Origin of the sequence: Caulobacter ginsengisoli, from assembly GCF_030814835.1 — a bacterium.
GTDB lineage: Bacteria > Pseudomonadota > Alphaproteobacteria > Caulobacterales > Caulobacteraceae > Caulobacter > Caulobacter ginsengisoli.
In genome coordinates, this window is record NZ_JAUSVS010000002.1 from 396073 (window position 1) to 411304 (window position 15232).

Annotated in this window: 14 protein-coding genes; 7 read left to right on the forward strand and 7 right to left on the reverse strand. The window is 68.7% G+C overall.

The window, feature by feature from the left end; all coding sequences use genetic code 11:
• Nucleotides 1-22 precede the first annotated feature (22 nt).
• Nucleotides 23-898 carry a transglutaminase family protein gene (locus QO010_RS07195; protein WP_307347772.1) on the reverse strand — a complete coding sequence of 292 codons (876 nt, stop codon included), beginning with the start codon at nt 896-898 and terminating at the stop codon, nt 23-25.
• A 93-nt stretch (nt 899-991) separates the two neighbouring features.
• Here QO010_RS07195 and QO010_RS07200 point away from each other — a divergent pair, with 93 nt between their 5' ends.
• A complete protein-coding gene (locus QO010_RS07200; protein WP_307347774.1) occupies nt 992-1660 on the forward strand; it encodes a UdgX family uracil-DNA binding protein in 669 nt (222 codons plus the stop codon).
• Between the two features lie 236 nt (nt 1661-1896).
• Here the strand turns inward: QO010_RS07200 and QO010_RS07205 are convergent, their stop codons facing one another.
• Nucleotides 1897-3174, reverse strand: a complete 1278-nt coding sequence (locus tag QO010_RS07205) for an MFS transporter (RefSeq protein WP_307347775.1) — start codon at nt 3172-3174, stop codon at nt 1897-1899.
• A gap of 22 nt (nt 3175-3196) precedes the next feature.
• On the reverse strand, nt 3197-4027 hold the full coding sequence (locus tag QO010_RS07210) for a 2-keto-4-pentenoate hydratase (RefSeq protein WP_307347776.1): 831 nt from the start codon (nt 4025-4027) through the stop codon (nt 3197-3199).
• A gap of 130 nt (nt 4028-4157) precedes the next feature.
• Here QO010_RS07210 and QO010_RS07215 point away from each other — a divergent pair, with 130 nt between their 5' ends.
• Together QO010_RS07215 and QO010_RS07220 are read left to right on the forward strand one after the other, a co-directional pair.
• On the forward strand, nt 4158-5528 hold the full coding sequence (locus tag QO010_RS07215; RefSeq protein ID WP_307347778.1) for a pectate lyase family protein: 1371 nt from the start codon (nt 4158-4160) through the stop codon (nt 5526-5528).
• A 68-nt stretch (nt 5529-5596) separates the two neighbouring features.
• On the forward strand, nt 5597-6745 hold the full coding sequence (locus QO010_RS07220; RefSeq protein ID WP_307347779.1) for an acyl-CoA dehydrogenase family protein: 1149 nt from the start codon (nt 5597-5599) through the stop codon (nt 6743-6745).
• Between the two features lie 176 nt (nt 6746-6921).
• On the opposite strand, the gene QO010_RS07225 is transcribed toward QO010_RS07220, so the two are convergent.
• Genes QO010_RS07225 through QO010_RS07235 form a run of 3 tightly spaced genes read right to left on the reverse strand, consistent with a single transcriptional unit; the run spans nt 6922 to nt 8998 of the window.
• Nucleotides 6922-7407 carry a DUF3291 domain-containing protein gene (locus tag QO010_RS07225; RefSeq protein WP_307347780.1) on the reverse strand — a complete coding sequence of 162 codons (486 nt, stop codon included), beginning with the start codon at nt 7405-7407 and terminating at the stop codon, nt 6922-6924.
• Between the two features lie 9 nt (nt 7408-7416).
• Nucleotides 7417-7764, reverse strand: coding sequence for a YybH family protein (locus QO010_RS07230; RefSeq protein ID WP_307347781.1), 348 nt, complete (start codon nt 7762-7764; stop codon nt 7417-7419).
• Nucleotide 7765: 1 nt separating this feature from the next.
• Nucleotides 7766-8998, reverse strand: coding sequence for an FAD-dependent oxidoreductase (locus QO010_RS07235; protein ID WP_307347783.1), 1233 nt, complete (start codon nt 8996-8998; stop codon nt 7766-7768).
• Between the two features lie 156 nt (nt 8999-9154).
• On the opposite strand from QO010_RS07235, the gene QO010_RS07240 reads away from it, so the two are divergent.
• A complete protein-coding gene (locus tag QO010_RS07240; protein ID WP_307347785.1) occupies nt 9155-9331 on the forward strand; it encodes a YegP family protein in 177 nt (58 codons plus the stop codon).
• A 12-nt stretch (nt 9332-9343) separates the two neighbouring features.
• Here the strand turns inward: QO010_RS07240 and QO010_RS07245 are convergent, their stop codons facing one another.
• Nucleotides 9344-11440: an acylase gene (locus QO010_RS07245; RefSeq protein ID WP_307347787.1), complete on the reverse strand. Its 2097-nt coding sequence runs from the start codon at nt 11438-11440 to the stop codon at nt 9344-9346.
• A 230-nt stretch (nt 11441-11670) separates the two neighbouring features.
• On the opposite strand from QO010_RS07245, the gene QO010_RS07250 reads away from it, so the two are divergent.
• From QO010_RS07250 to QO010_RS07260, 3 genes are all read left to right on the forward strand, one after another.
• Complete coding sequence (locus QO010_RS07250) at nt 11671-13464, forward strand: phosphoenolpyruvate carboxykinase (GTP) (RefSeq protein WP_307347789.1); 1794 nt, start codon at nt 11671-11673, stop codon at nt 13462-13464.
• The gene (locus tag QO010_RS07255; protein WP_307347791.1) at nt 13386-14042 is read left to right on the forward strand and encodes an NUDIX domain-containing protein; all 657 of its coding nucleotides are present in this window, start codon (nt 13386-13388) and stop codon (nt 14040-14042) included. Before QO010_RS07250 ends, QO010_RS07255 begins: the two co-directional genes overlap by 79 nt.
• A 65-nt stretch (nt 14043-14107) precedes the next feature.
• On the forward strand, nt 14108-15223 hold the full coding sequence (locus QO010_RS07260; RefSeq protein ID WP_307347793.1) for an acyl-CoA dehydrogenase family protein: 1116 nt from the start codon (nt 14108-14110) through the stop codon (nt 15221-15223).
• The last annotated feature ends 9 nt before the right edge of the window (nt 15224-15232 follow it).

Sequence of the window (15232 nt, forward strand, 5' to 3'; positions counted from 1 at the left end):
GGCCGCCAGGACCCCAGTTGAATCAAGCGGCTTGCGGCAGGTTTTCACAAGCCGTGACAGAGACTTTGACGATCATTTGGCTGTGACCGGGATCGCCGACGATGGTCCCCGACACCGGCGCGGCCTCGCGCGGCGTGCGGGTGGCGGCGATGGGGATCAGGTCCGGGGACTCGGCCAGGGCGTTGGTCGGATCGAACTCCATCCAGCCCAGGTCCGGCAGGAAGACTTCGCACCAGGCGTGGGTCGCGCCGGCCCCGCGCTTGCCGCCCGAGGGGTCGTGCAGATAACCGCTGACGAAGCGGGCGGCATAGCCCAGTCGCCGCAGCGCCTCGACCATCAGCCAGGCCAGGTCGCGGCAGGCGCCTGAGCGCAGGCGCAGGGTCTCGGTGGGAGCCTGGACGCCCTCGTTCCCGCGTTCGGCATAGGCGAAGTCGTCGTGGATCGCCTGGTTCAGCCGCAGCAGGAAGGGCAGGGCCCGCTCGTCCAGCGCCCCCATCTGGCTGCGCAGCCAGCGCAGCAGGATCGCGTCCTCGTCGTCGGTGCAGGGCTCGATGAAGGGGTTGAGGGCGACGCGGTCGTCGCGGGCGTAGACGATGGGCGACAGGGTGTGGGGATTGTCGTGGCGAAGCGGGTGGAGCGGGGCCGGATAGCGCTCGATGATCAGGCGGTTGACGATGCTCAGCGCCCGCGCCTCGCCGGAGGGGGTGAACAGGCAGACGCTGTTGCCCAGGGCGTCATAGACCCAGCGGGACTCGCCGGGCGGCGAGACGGTCAGGCCGGCCTCGACCACCCGCAGCGCATGGGTGTCTCGGGGGCGCAGCATCAGGCGGTGCGGCCCGAACCGCACCGGATGCTCGTAGCTGTACTGGGTCTCATGCAGGATGGTCAGCCGGGCCATGTGAAGGGGTGAACTCCCGGTTCGCCCGCCCGTTCCATCATCCTGGCTGCAGAGTAACTGGACAGAACAAAAAGAGAACATTAGGGTTCGCCCATGACCGCCTCGCAACCCTCGGACCGCGCCGTCCGCACCGCGCTTCGCCAGTCTCGTGACCGCTCCTGGGAGGGCGATGCCCCCATGTCGCTCGAGGAGGTGGCGGCGGGCGTGCATCACTGCCGCCGCTGCGATCTCTGGCGCGACGCCACCCAGGGCGTGCCGGGCGAGGGGCCTGACAGGGCGCGGCTGATGATCGTCGGCGAGCAGCCGGGCGATCAGGAGGATCAGGCCGGCCGGCCGTTCGTCGGCCCCGCCGGCCAGCTGTTCGACCGCGCCGCCGCGCAGGCCGGCCTGCCGCGTGAACGGGTCTGGGTGACCAACGCGGTCAAGCACTTCAAGCACGAGCTGCGCGGCAAGCGCCGCATTCACCAGACCCCCAACGCCGGCGAGGTCACCGCCTGCCGCTGGTGGCTGGACGCCGAGCGGCGGCTGATCCGGCCCCGGGTGGTGCTGGCCCTGGGGGCCACGGCGGCGACGGCGGTGTTCGGCAAGGCCACCCCCATCGGCGCCAACCGCGGCCGGGCGCTGCAGCTGCCCGACCAGTCCCAGGGGCTGGTGACCTGGCATCCCAGCTTCCTGCTCCGCGTCCCCGACGAACGGGCCAGGGACAAGGCGTTCGGCGAGCTGGTCGAGGACCTCAGGCTGGCCTGGAAGCTGGCGGGTTAGAGCTCCGCTCCCGGCGGGAGCGGACGGCCCGCCCGAGGCGCGCCTGCAGCGCGCCCGCCGGCAGGCCAGGTGAGGGTTTCAAAAGCCGTGCGGTGTCAGAAGGTGAGTTGTTTCCGCACCGCTTGAGCGCGTGGCGCATAGGCCTAAGCCAGTCACGGCCTGTCGCCGCACGGCCCGGAAACCCTCACCGGACCTCGCTCTGGCGAGGTCGTCCGCCCCCGCCGGGGGCGGAGTGGCTACACCGTCACCGTCGCCAGCTTCGGCGACAGCAGGTGGATGACCAGCAGGGCCAGCAGATAGATGGTCCCGGCCACCGCGAAGATCGGGCCATAGCCGCCCAGGCCTTCGAGCACATGGCCGACCGACTTGGCCATGACCATGCCGCCGATGCCGCCCAGCATGCCGCCGATACCTATGACGGAGCCCACCGCTTTACGCGGGAAGATGTCGCCGGGCAGGGTGTAGAGGTTGGCCGAAAAGGCCTGATGGGCGGCGGCGACCAGACCGACCACGGCGGTGGCGGCCCAGAGGTTATGGATCTGGGTGATGAACAGGTAGGGCAGGGCCGCCAGGGCCCAGAACAGCATGGTCATCTTGCGGGCGAAGTTGATGCTGCGGCCCATGCGCATCAGCTGCGAGGACATCCAGCCGCCGGCCACGCTGCCGACGTCGGAGATCAGATAGACCGCCGCCAGCACCAGGCCGAAGGTGGCGATGTCCAGCTCGAAGGTCTTCTTGAAGAAGTCGGGCAGCCAGAACAGCAGCATCCACCAGACCGGATCGATGAGGAACTTGCCCAGCGCGAAGGCCCAGGTCTCGCGCTTGCCCAGCACCTTCAGCCAGCCGGCCTTCTCGTCCTGGTCGGCGGGGTCCTGCTGGATATAGGCCAGCTCGGCGGCCCCGACCTTGGGGTGTTTGGCCGGCTCGCGATAGATGGTCAGCCAGGCGACCAGCCACAGCGAGCCGATCACGCCGGTGACGATGAAGGCCATCTGCCAGCCCCACAGCGTCATGATGATCGGCGCCGCCAGCGGGGTGATGATCGCCCCGATGTTGGAGCCGGCGTTGAAGATGCCGGTGGCGAGCGCCCGCTCCTTCTTGGGGAACCACTCGGTCACCGCCTTGATGCCGGCCGGGAAGTTGCCGGCCTCGCCGGCCCCCAACACCATGCGCACGATGAAGAAGTGGCTGAGCTCACGCGCCCCGGCATGGGCGATGTGGGCCGCCTGCCAGATGATGAAGGCCACGGCATAGCCGATCTTGGCCCCCACCCGGTCCACGAAGGCCCCGAACAGCAGGTAGGAGACCGCATAGGCGGCCTGGAAATAGAAGACGATGTCGGCGTAGTTGGTCTCGCTCCAGCCCAGGTCCTTGGAAATGAACGGCTTGAGCACCCCCAGCAGCTGACGGTCGACATAGTTGATGACCACGGCCAGGAACAGCAGGCCGCAGATCACCCAGCGATAGCGGCCAACACGCGCAACCTCCGGCGCGGCCGCGGTCGTTTCACTCATGTCGTCCTCCCAAAAGCCCGCTCTAAGCGGCAGGCTTGGCCGTCTCGGCCAGGCAGAGAATCTCGCCGAAGCCGTCGAATACGATACGGGCCGACTGGCCCGCCGTGATGTCATGAATGCCTGTCGCCGCCCCGGTGGAGACCAGGTCGCCGGCTTTCAGCGGCCGGCCGCGCGCCGCGCAGGAGCCCAGCAGGAAGGCCAGCGAGGCCGTGGGGCCGCCGGGCAGGGAGGCGGCCGAGCCGCTGCCGACCAGGGCGCCGTCGATGAAGGTCTCGCAGGTCATCGATTCCGGCGAGCGGTCACGCCAGCCGGGGATCTCGCCGCCCAGGATCAGGCCGGCATTGTTGCCGAAGTCGGAGGCCACCACAGTGGGGCCCAGGGCGTTGATCGTCGCCAGCGGGCTGCCGGCGATCTCGACGCCGAACAGCAGGGTCTCGACCAGGCCGACGGCCTCGTCCGGCGTCCAGTCGGTCTTGCCGGCTGGGGCGTCGGTCCCAAGGCGATAGATGAACTCGGCCTCGACGGCCGCGAAGCCGCCGGGGATGACCGGGAAGGCGAGGGTTTCGCCGGCTTTGGCGGTCCAGAGACGATCGGCGAACACCGGGCCGCCCAGGCGGTCGGCCCCCAGCTTGTCGTGGAATTCCGGCATGATCCGCCCGACCTTCCAGCCCACGACCGGCGTCCCCCACAGCGGGATGGCGGTGTCCTGGACGGCATAGCCGGTGGCGAGGTCGGCGGGCGCGTCGCCGGGATAGCCTGGCAGAGAAACGGCGGCGCGGCGCGCCCGCACAAAGCGGGTCGCGATATCGGAGACGCTGGTATGGCTCGCGGCCTTTGCCGCCGGAATCGTCACGCCCCCTGTCCTCCACTACCGATACCGACCATTCTGCGGGTCGCAGTTGTGTCTAAAGGAAACCGGTGTCATTTTCAATCCGGACGCGGCGAAACAGCCGCGCGACAGGAAATTCCAGGGAGCGGACCCCGTGTTCAAGCGCGTTTTCGCAGGGCTTTCGCTGACCGCCATGGCGGCGGCTGGCCTATTGCTCACGCCCCTTTCCGGGGCCGCCAAACCGGCCGCTCCGGCCGCTCCGGCTCCGGTTCTGGCCTTCCCCGGCGCCCAGGGCTGGGCCGCCGTGACCCCTGGCGGGCGGGGCGGGCGAATCATCAAGGTCACCACCCTGGCCGGCGACGGCCCCGGCTCCCTGCGCGAGGCGATCAACGCCAGCGGCCCCAGGATCATCGTCTTCGAGGTGGGCGGGGTCATCGACCTCGACACCAAGACACTGGTGGTCAAGGAGTCCTTCGTCACCATCGCCGGCCAGACCGCGCCGTCGCCTGGCATCACCATCATTCGCGGCGGCATGGATGTTTCGGCTCATGACGTGGTCATGCAGCATATCCGCATCCGCTCGGGCGAGGCCGGGCGGCCCAAGAAGAGCGGCTGGGAGGAGGACAGCTTCTCCACCCAGGGCGGCGCCTGGAACGTCATCGTCGACCACTGCACCCTGACCTGGGCCACCGACGAGAACATGTCGGCCTCGGGACCGCGCTTCACCGGCAAGACCCCCGACGAATGGCGGGCCGGCGCCTCGCACGCCGTCACCTTTTCCAACAATATCGTGGCCGAGGGGCTGGCCTGGTCGACCCACTTCAAGATCGAGCACTCCAAGGGCTCGCTGATCCACGACAACACCAGCGACATCCTGATCATCGGCAACCTCTACGCCCACAACTACGAGCGCAGCCCGCTGTTCAAGGGCGGGGTGCGGGGCGTGATCGTCAACAATCTGATCTACGACCCCGGCCAGCGGGCCCTGCACTACAACCTGATGGCCGAGGAATGGGCCGGCCACGAATACCAGCTGGGCCAGATGGTCGCCGTCGGCAACGTGCTGCGGGCCGGGCCCTCGACGCCCGACCAGCTGGCCTTCCTGGAGATCGGCGGCTATGGCGACCTGGAGTTCTACGGCCGCGACAACATCGCCGTGGACCGCATCGGCCGGCCGCTGCCGATGTTCGGCCGCTACACGACCTCGCCCGCGAAGATTATCGTCGTGAAGAAGCCGCCGCTCTGGCCGCTGGGCCTGGCGCCGCTGGCGGCGGTCGACGTGCAGCAGTCGGTGCTGGCCAAGGCCGGCGCCCGGCCCTGGGACCGCGACTATGACGACGTCCGCCTGATCGCCGACGTCGCCGAGGGGCGCGGGCAGATCATCGACAGCGAGGACGCCATCCACGGCTATCCCCATCCCAAGCCGACCAGCCGGCCGTTCAATCCCGATGACTGGAACCTCTTCGACATGACCCCCAGGCGCCCCGACGTGCTGGACGCCGGGGCCAAGGCGAAAGGGACCTGACCTAGCGGCCCCTTTTCCTCTCCCGCCTTCTGCCGTAACCCATCCTCAAAGCACGAGGGGAGACGGCCATGGCGCTCGACACGGAAACCCGGGACCAACTGATCGACACGGTGAGCCGGTTCGTCGCCGAGCGGCTGCGGCCCATCGAGGCCCAGGTGGCCGAGGCCAACCAGGTGCCCGACGAGATCATCCGCGATATGGCGGACCTGGGCCTGTTCGGCATCTCCATCCCCGAGGAATACGGCGGCCTGGACCTCTCGATGGAGGACGAGTGCCTGGTGATCTTCGAGATGGGCCGCACCAGCCCCGCCTTCCGCTCGGAGTTCGGCACCAATGTCGGCATCGGCGCCCAGGGCCTGGTGATGTTCGGCAATGAAGCCCAGAAGCAGAAGTGGCTGCCTGGCATCGCCTCGGGGAAGATCGTCACCTCGTTCGCCCTGACCGAGCCGGAGGCCGGCTCCGACAGCGCCTCGGTCCGCACCACCGCCGTGCTGGACGGCCATGAGTATGTGCTGAACGGCACCAAGCGGTTCATCACCAATGCCGGGAAGGCGGGCCTGTTCACGGTGATGGCCCGCACCGATCCCAACACCAAGGGCGGCGGCGGGGTCAGCGCCTTCCTGGTCGAGGGCGGCAGCCCGGGCCTGTCGGTCGGCAAGCCCGAGAAGAAGATGGGCCAGCACGGCGCGCAGATTCACGACGTCATCTTCGAGAACGTCCGCGTGCCCGCCGCTAATCGCCTCGGCGAAGAGGGCGAGGGCTTCAAGGTCGCCATGCAGGTGCTGGACAAGGGCCGCCTGCACATCGCCGCCTTGTGCGTGGGCGTCGCCGAGCGGCTGATCGCCGATACGGTGGCCTACGCCGCCGAGCGCAAGCAGTTCGGCCAGCCGATCGCCAGCTTCCAGTTGATTCAGGGCATGATCGCCGACTGCAAGACCGAGGCGATGGCGGCGCGGGCGCTGGTCCTGGAAGGCGCCCGCAAGCGCGACAGCGGCCAGACCATCGTCCTGGAAGCGGCCGCCGCCAAATACTTCGCCTCCGAAATGGTCGGCCGCGTCGCCGACAAGGCCGTGCAGATCTTCGGCGGCTCCGGCTACGTCGCCGACCACGGCATAGAGCGGCTGTATCGCGACGTGCGGATCTTCCGGATTTACGAGGGGACCAGTCAGGTCCAGCAGTTGGTCATCGCGCGGGAGACGATGAAGCGGGGCGGGTAGACAGCAAGCCCTTCCCCCGCTGGCGGGGGAAGTGGGCCGACGGCGTAGCCGGAGGCTCGTTGGGGACCCTTTCCCACGGTTGTGCCACCCGCCAACGCCGCAAGGACCCCCAACGACCTTCGATGCTGCGCATCTCAGGGAAGGTTTCCCCCGCCAGCGGGGGAAGGGCTTGGGACTCAGGCGCACTCATCCAGGATCGGCTGGGGCCGGACAGCCACATCCGGCGCCGGGAACGGGTTCTTGAAGGTGAAGGCCGCGGGGCTAGGCCCCAGCCGCCGCAAGGTTTCCAGCGCCGCGATGCCCTCCTCGGGCGTCGGCTGGTGGCCGACCGGGACCCACCACTGGCAGGTATAGAGTTCCATCTTCTCGAACCACTCGGTCCGACGGCGCATCACCTCACGATGGGCCGTGCGGTAGACGAAGGCGGCCAGGGAGTCGGTGTCGGTCCAGACCGACATGTTCAGGATGGTCAGCGGGTTGTCGAAGGCCTGCAGGTCGGTGGCGTCGTTGCCCTCGCCGGTCAGCCGCCAGACGAAGCCCGGCTGGCTCTCGGCCAGGGCGTTGATGCGGTCCAGGTTGGCGACGAACTCGGCCGTTTCGGGCGCGTCGATGGGGGCCTTGAGGGTGGCGATGTTGATCTCCGCCAGATGATAGCCGCTCATGTTCGCCCCCTAGAGTGGATGCACGTAGACCTCGTTCCAGGAGATATGGTCGCCATCCAGCAGCACAAGGTCGAACCCGCGCATCTTTGTCGGCCCATCCGGCCCGGCGATCTCGCAGTACCAGCGGCCGCAAAAGCCGCCCTCGATCGCCCACACCGTCTCCGGCGTATAGGTCATCGGCGGGGTCGCGGCGAAGAGGCCGGTCAGGTAGGGGCCGAGCTGGGCGTGGCCGGTCAGGCCGGCGGCGGTCTGCGGGTCCTTGTAGACGCAGTCTTGCGCGTAGAAGCCGAGCAGGGCGGGCACGTCCTTGGCCGTCCAGGCGGCCAGCCAGCGGGCATTGTAGGCCTCGATGTCCATGTCAGCCTTCCAGCACGCGGGCGCGGTGTTCCGGGGTGAAAATCTCGGGCGGCAGGGATTCCGGGCCGGCCATGACTGCGAAGGCGTGGGCCCCCAGGCTGGGATCGGCGGCCGAGCGCTCGAAGTGACGGGCCCGGCGGGCCTTGGCTTGCGGGCCGAACTCGGCGTCCAGGGCCGAGGTCAGGGCCGCGGTGAAGCGCAGGCGGCGCATGCGCTCGGCCCGCTCCTCGGCATAGGGGGCGAAGGCGGCGGGTGACCAGTCTCCGGCGGCCAGGATGTCGTTGACGGTCCGCACGTCGCGATAGGTGATCGACAGGCCCAACCCGATGATAGGGTCGTTCCAGCCGGCCGCGTCGCCGACCAGCACCACGCCCTCCGCGAACGGCTGGTCGGTCCAGCTGTCGTTGTTGAAATAGCTCAGCACCGGCCCGGCCGGCTCACCGGCGACCAGGGCCTCGTTGGCCGGGCAGCAGGCCAGGCTGAAGGCGTCGAGGAAGGCCCGCTGGCCGTTCGGGCCGACGAACCGGCCCTTCTGCTCGAGCGGATAGCCGCCATAGACCCGCACCTTGCCGTCGCCTTGGGGGAAGGTCAGGAAGTTGAAGTCGCCCTCGGTGCCGATGGTCTGCAGGTCCAGGTCAACACCCTTGGCCCCATCGACCAGCATGCCGGCGAACCAGTGGTGCGGCCTGTCCTGGCGCAGGGTGATCCCGGCCGCCTCGCGCACGCCGGAGGTCCGCCCGTCGGCCCCGACGATCAGCCGGGCTCGCACGGTCTGCTCCACGCCGTCCCTGGCATAGGTCACCGACGGCTCGGCCCCCGGCCGCACGGTCAGCACATTGGCCCCGCGCAGACCCTTGGCGCCGGCCGCCACGGCCTCGTCGAACAGCACCTGGCAGTGATGGGGGTTGCCGATGGCCAGCGGTCCGGAAATGCCCGGCGCGAAGATGTTCAGCGGCAGCGTCCGGCTTTCGGATTCGGCGGCCGAGCGGGTCTCGTCATAGGTGACGTGGCGGGTGATGTGGTGGCCGCCGGCCTTGACCAGGGTGTCGTAGAGTCCGACCCGCTGGGTCTCGGCCACGCCCCAGGGGGCGATCCACTCGCCGCGCACCCGGTCCTGGAACACCTCGGTCTGCTCGAGCAGCAGCACGTCGACCCCGCGCCGCGCCAACACGCTGGCCAGGGCCGAGCCGCCGATGCCGCCGCCGACGATGACCACCTCGTGAAATTCGCTCATCTGGGCCTCCCGTGCCGGTCAACCTAGGACGGCTGGCGGCCCTGGCAACCGTGACCCGGCGGAACCGCGGCTCTCCACATCGTGAGGCGTCACTGAATTGACGCGTCCGGGGGGCAGGGAGAGTCTGGTTTGACAACCCCAGCATGGAGACCGGCGATGGCCCACAAGTTCGAGATCTACAAGGACAAGGCCGGCGAGTTCCGCGTGCGTTTCAAATACAACAGCGAGGTCATGTTCTCGACCGAAGGCTATTCCTCGAAAACCTCAGCCAAGGAAGCCATCGACTCCATCAAGAAGAACGGTCCCGGCGCACCGGTCGAAGACAACAGCTGAGCGGAGTAGGCGCTACCGCCTCTGGCCGGGACGGTAGTCGGCCTCGATGTTGCCGGCCAACTGCGCCTCGGTGAACAGCACCGGCTTGAGCTGCTCCTTCACGAACAGGGGCGTCTGATCGGCGTAGTGGCGCGAGCCCTTGTCCAGGGTCGCGGAGCCAAACTGGTGGATGCTCTTCGATGACAGCACGCCGTACCGGTCCCAGCTGACGAACATGATGAAGGTGTCGCCGGCCATGGCCTCCAGCCGGCCCTTGGCGTCGGGTTTGCCGTAGACCGCCCGCAGGGTGTCGGGGCCGCCGTCGATGCCGAGGTCCACCGAGCCGCGGCGGATGCGGTTGACCTCGCCCCAGGTCGGGTCGATGCGGCCGAAGGAGAGCTTGAGGCGGTTCATCGCCTGGCGCAGCGCGGCGGCCGGCTCCAGCACCTTGCCGTCCTCCTTGGCGTCGTGGATGGCCTGGGCCGAGAACAGGGCCAGGGCGGCGGCGCGGCTGTCCTGGCTGGCCCGCAGGTCCCAGCGCGCCAGCAGCAGCAGGGCCTTGGCCAGGTCCAGATCCTGCCCGGGGTCGACCCTGCTCAGCGCCGCCAGCATCTGGCCGACCTCTGAGCGGCGGCTGTAGGCGATGTCGAACTTGTAGGTCGCGAACTCTTCCGGCGTGATCGAGCTGTCCGCTCCGAACGTCTCCTGCTCCCGATAAGACCGGTTGGTCATGTTGGTCTGGATGCCCATCCAGGCGGGGAAGTCCTGGGCCTTGAGGCCGTCGTTGGCCGTGGTCGCCGCGAAGGGCGTGTTGTTGGCGTTGAACACCAGCCCGCCGGCCGGATTCCACAGTTGCGGGACGCGATCGAAGGGCAGGTAGCGGGTCCAGACCAGGTCGCCGCGGTCGCCGGGCAGCACGCCCGACCAGTCGGGGCCGGCGGCGCGCTCTGGGAAGAGGCCGTTATAGACGTAGCCGATGTTCCCCTTCTCGTCGGCATAGACGTAGTTGATCGAAGGCAGGGCCTGCAGGGCCATGGCCGCCTTCCACTGCTCGAGGTTTTCGGCCTTATCCAACCGCCAGTACTGCAGCGGTTGGCGCACTTCGCCCATGCCGGCGTAGCGCAGGGCGAAATAGCCGGCCTTGGTCTTCATCACCGGCCCGTGGACCGAGCGGAGCACCGGCATGCGCACGGGAATCGCGAACGGACCCCAGAGCTTGACCCTGAGCACCGCCGTCGACTTCTGGAAATCGACCCAGCGGCCGTCCAGCCGGTACTGGCCCTTGTCGTTGACGGTCAGCCTGTAGACGTCGATCAGGTCGGGGTTGTTGACGGTGTTGGCCCAGCCCAGATGGGCGTTGTGGCCATGCAGCATGAAGGGCGAGCCGGGGAAGAAGCCGCCGGCCACATGCCAGCCCTGGCCACTCTCGACCACCGCCTCCCACCAGGCCACCGGGCCGGTATAGGGCTGGTGGCTGTTGACCAGCAGCCGGGTCGCGCCATCGGCCGAACGGCTGGGGGCCACGGCGACGCCGTTGGAGCCCACCGGGGTCTTGTCGGGCCTGGCTTCGCTCAGTTCCTTGAGGGTCGAATCGAGGCCGTAGAAGAACGGGGTCTTGAAGACGAAGCCGGCGGCGATGTCCTTGCCGCTCACCGGCAGAAAGCCCGGCTTCACCGCCTCCGGATGCAGCGCGCCGTAATAGTTGATCCCGTCGGCATAGGCCTGCAGCACCGCCCTGACGTCGGCTGGTAGGTCGCGGTCGTAGCCGGTGTCGACGGTCTGCCAGACCCCCAGCAGGCGGACCAGATAATCGCCGGGCGCCGCCTTGGCGCCGTTGCTGGCCGCCAGGTCGCCCCGCACCGCCAGGGTGACCTCCTGGATGGTGGCGAAATCGTCCTCGGCATGGGCGAAGGCCAGGCCGAAGGCGGCGTCGGGATCGGTCCTGCCCAGGATGTGCGGCACGCCATAGCGGTCGCGGCGAATGCGGACATCGTAGCTGGAAGCCTTGGCCAGCAAGGGTTTGAGGTCGGGCCTGGCCGGGGCCGTCGCGAGACCGTAGCCGCCGGCTGCCGCCACGGCGCCCAGCAGCACTCCCAGCACCGCCAGGGCGATGTTGCGGACGAATCTCATGACGGCCTCCCCGTTCGTTGGAGCGCAACCTAGCGCCGTGAACGGCCTTTTGTCTTGCCGCGCGGCCTTCCGCCCTGTTACCCAACCTGCATTGCGCAAGGCGTATCGACCAGAGCCGCACTCAATGACGGCCGGGGATCGCCAGTACCAAGGAGACGCCGGTGATGGGCGGTCAATCGATTCCCGGGCTCGAGCCAGCCCCGACAAAGCATGCCAGACTCGTGGCGTGGGTGCGTGAGATCGCCGCCCTGACCGAGCCCGCGGCCGTGCATTGGTGCGATGGTTCGGACGCGGAATGGGCCCTGCTGACCGACCGCCTGGTCGAGGCCGGCACGCTTAAACGGCTAAATCCCGACAAACGCCCCAACAGCTTCTACGCCGCCTCCGACCCCAAGGACGTGGCCCGGGTCGAGAGCCGCACCTTCATCTGCTCGCAGGATGAGATCGACGCCGGCCCCACCAACAACTGGTCCGACCCTGCCGCCATGCGCGAGACGCTGCGGGGCCTGTTCGCCGGCTGCATGCGCGGCCGCACCATGTATGTGGTGCCGTTCTGCATGGGTCCGCTCGGCTCGCCGATCAGTGCGCTCGGCGTAGAGATCACCGACAGCGCCTATGTCGCCATCTCGATGCGGGTGATGACCCGGATGGGCCAGGCGGCCCTGGACGAGATGGGCGAGGACGGCTTCTTCGTGCCGGCCGTCCACAGCCTGGGCGCCCCGCTGGCGCCCGGCCAGGCCGATGTGCCGTGGCCCTGCAACGAAGAGAAATACATCGTCCACTTCCCCGAGAGCCGCGAGATCTGGTCGTACGGCTCGGGCTACGGCGGCAACGCCCTGCTGGGCAAGAAGTGCTACGCCCTGCGCATCGCCTCGGTCATGGCCCGCGATAACGGCTGGCTGGCCGAGCACATGCTGATCCTCAAGCTGACCTCGCCCAAGGGCGCCGTCCGCTACGTGGCCGCCGCCTTCCCCTCTGCTTGCGGGAAGACCAACCTGGCCATGCTGCAGCCGACCATTCCCGGCTGGAAGGCCGAGACCATCGGCGACGACATCTGCTGGATGCGCTTCGACGACGAGGGCCAGCTGCGGGCTATCAATCCCGAGGCCGGTTTCTTCGGCGTGGCCCCAGGCACGGGTGGCAAGACCAACCGCAACGCCATCGACGCCCTGCACGCCAACTGCGTCTTCACCAACGTGGCCCTCACCCCGGACGGCGACGTCTGGTGGGAAGGCCTGACGGAAGAACTGCCTGAACGCCTCACCGACTGGCGCGGCCGCGAATGGACCCCGGCGACCCCCGGCCCGGCCGCCCACGCCAACGCCCGCTTCACGGTGCCGGCCAGCCAGTGCCCGGTCATCGCCAGCGAGTGGGACGATCCGGCTGGCGTGCCGATCAGCGCCATCCTGTTCGGCGGCCGCCGGGCCAGCGCCGTGCCGCTGGTCACCGAGGCCTTCGACTGGGCCCACGGCGTCTTCCTGGCCTCGAATGTCGCCTCGGAAGGCACCGCCGCCGCCGAGAACAAGGTGGGCGAGCTGCGCCGCGATCCCTTCGCCATGCTGCCGTTCTGCGGCTACAACATGGGTGACTATTTCAAGCACTGGCTCGAGGTCGGCGCGAACGCCAAGGATCCCGCCAAGCTGCCGGGCATCTATTTCGTCAACTGGTTCCGCAAGGATGAGAACGGCAAGTTCATCTGGCCGGGCTATGGCGAAAACAGCCGCGTGCTGAAGTGGATCTTCGACCGCCTGGAAGGCGACGCCGACGCCCAGGATACCGCCATCGGCCGGCTGCCGACGGCGGACGGGATCGATATCTCGGGCCTCAACCTCGACGCCCGGCGCATGGAGGCGCTGACCAGCGTCGACGTCGAGATCTGGCGCGAAGAGGCCAGCCTGATCCCGGCCTTCTATGAGCAGTTCGGCGAGCGTCTGCCGCCGGCGCTGTGGGACCAGTACGAGGCCCTGCTGGCCCGGCTGCAAGCAGCGTCGGCCCGCCAGCCCCAGAAGGTCGACGCCGCCTGAACCGGCTGACCCTGCGGGGCAGCCGCACCGTCCATAAGGGCTGGCTGGACCTGGTCATCGGCCGTTTCCGGGACGCGGACGGCCACGAGGTGGTGCGCGAGATCGTCCGCCACGGCCGCGCCGCCGCCGTGCTGCCCTATGACCCCGAGCGCAAGACCGCCATCCTGGTCCGCCTGCCGCGCGCGCCGGTGATCTGGGCCGGCGGTCCCCAGACGATGTTGGAAGCCCCGGCCGGCATGCTGGACGGCGACGAGCCCGACGTCTGTGCGAGGCGTGAGGCGATGGAGGAGACGGGCCTGCGTCTCACCACGCTGGAACCGGTGGTCCGCGCCTGGACCTCGCCCGGCATGTGCACTGAACAGACCGACCTCTTCCTCGCCCCCTACAGCGCGGCCGATCGCGTCGAGGCCGGTGGCGGGGTGGCCGAGGAGCATGAGGACATCGTCGTCGAGGAATGGAAGCTGGCCGATCTGTGGGCCACATTCGAGGCGGGCGGGATCGAGGATCTCAAGACGGTAGCCCTGATCCTGGCGCTGCGGGTTAGGCGCCCGGAAGTGTTCGATTCTCCTGTGAAGTGACCTAGCGACAGTCTTTCCCCGCCCCCTCGCAGCGGTTTACGTTCGCGGCAACGAGGGACCGCCGCATGAATTTTGAATTCTCCGACGAACAGCAGCAGCTGCGCGACACCGCCCGCCGCTATCTGGCCGACCATAGCCCCAGCGTCGCCGTGCGCGCGGTGCTGGAGGGCGAGCAGCCCTACGACACGGCCCTCTGGAAGGGCCTGGGCGAGATGGGCTTTCTGGGGGCCGCGATTCCCGAAGAGTTCGGGGGACTGGGCCTGGGCTATCTGGAGCTTTGCGTCATCGCCGAGGAGCTGGGCCGCAGTCTCGCGCCCGTGCCGATGTCCTCATCCATCTATCTGGCCGCCGAACTGATCAAGGCGGCGGGTAGCGGCCCCCAGAAGACCGCCTGGCTGCCCAAGCTCGCCAGCGGCGAGGCCATTGGGTGCCTCGCGACCTCGGAAGGTCCCGGCCGGGTCAGCGAGAAGTCGATCCAGGCCCGGGTGACCGGCGACAGGCTTTCCGGCGCCAAGGTCCCGGTCCTCGACGGCATGGCCGCCGACTTCGCTATCGTGGCGGCGCGCGATGGCGACCGATCGCTCTCGCTGTTCATCGTCGACCTGAACGGACCCGGCGTCGCCCGCCAGGCGGTCGGCACCATCGACCCGGCTCGCGGCCAGGCCAGCATCGCCTTCGACAACGCCCCGGCCGAGCGGCTCGGCGCGGCGGGCGAGGGCTTCAGCCTGCTGACCGAGGCCCTGGACCGCGCCGCCGTGCTGACCGCCTTCGAACAGGTCGGCGGTTCGGACAAGGCGCTGGAGATGGCCCGGGACTACGCCCTGCAGCGCATCGCCTTCGGCCGCCCCATCGGCAGCTTCCAGGCCATCAAGCACATGCTGGCCGACATGTATGTCGCCGCCACCCTGGCCCGTTCCAACGCCTATTACGGGGCCTGGGCCCTCTCCACCGGGGCGGCCGAACTGGGCGTCGCCGCCGCCACGGCCCGGGTCAGCGCCACCAAGGCCTTCCAGCTGTGCGGCAAGAACAACATCCAGGTCCACGGGGGCATGGGCTTCACCTGGGCCTTCGACTGCCATCTCTTCTACCGCCGCGCCAACCTGCTGGCCCTCACCCTGGGCGGCCAGTCGGAGTGGGAAGACAAGCTGGTCGAGCGCCTGCGCCGCCGTAACGCCGCCTGATCGAAAGAG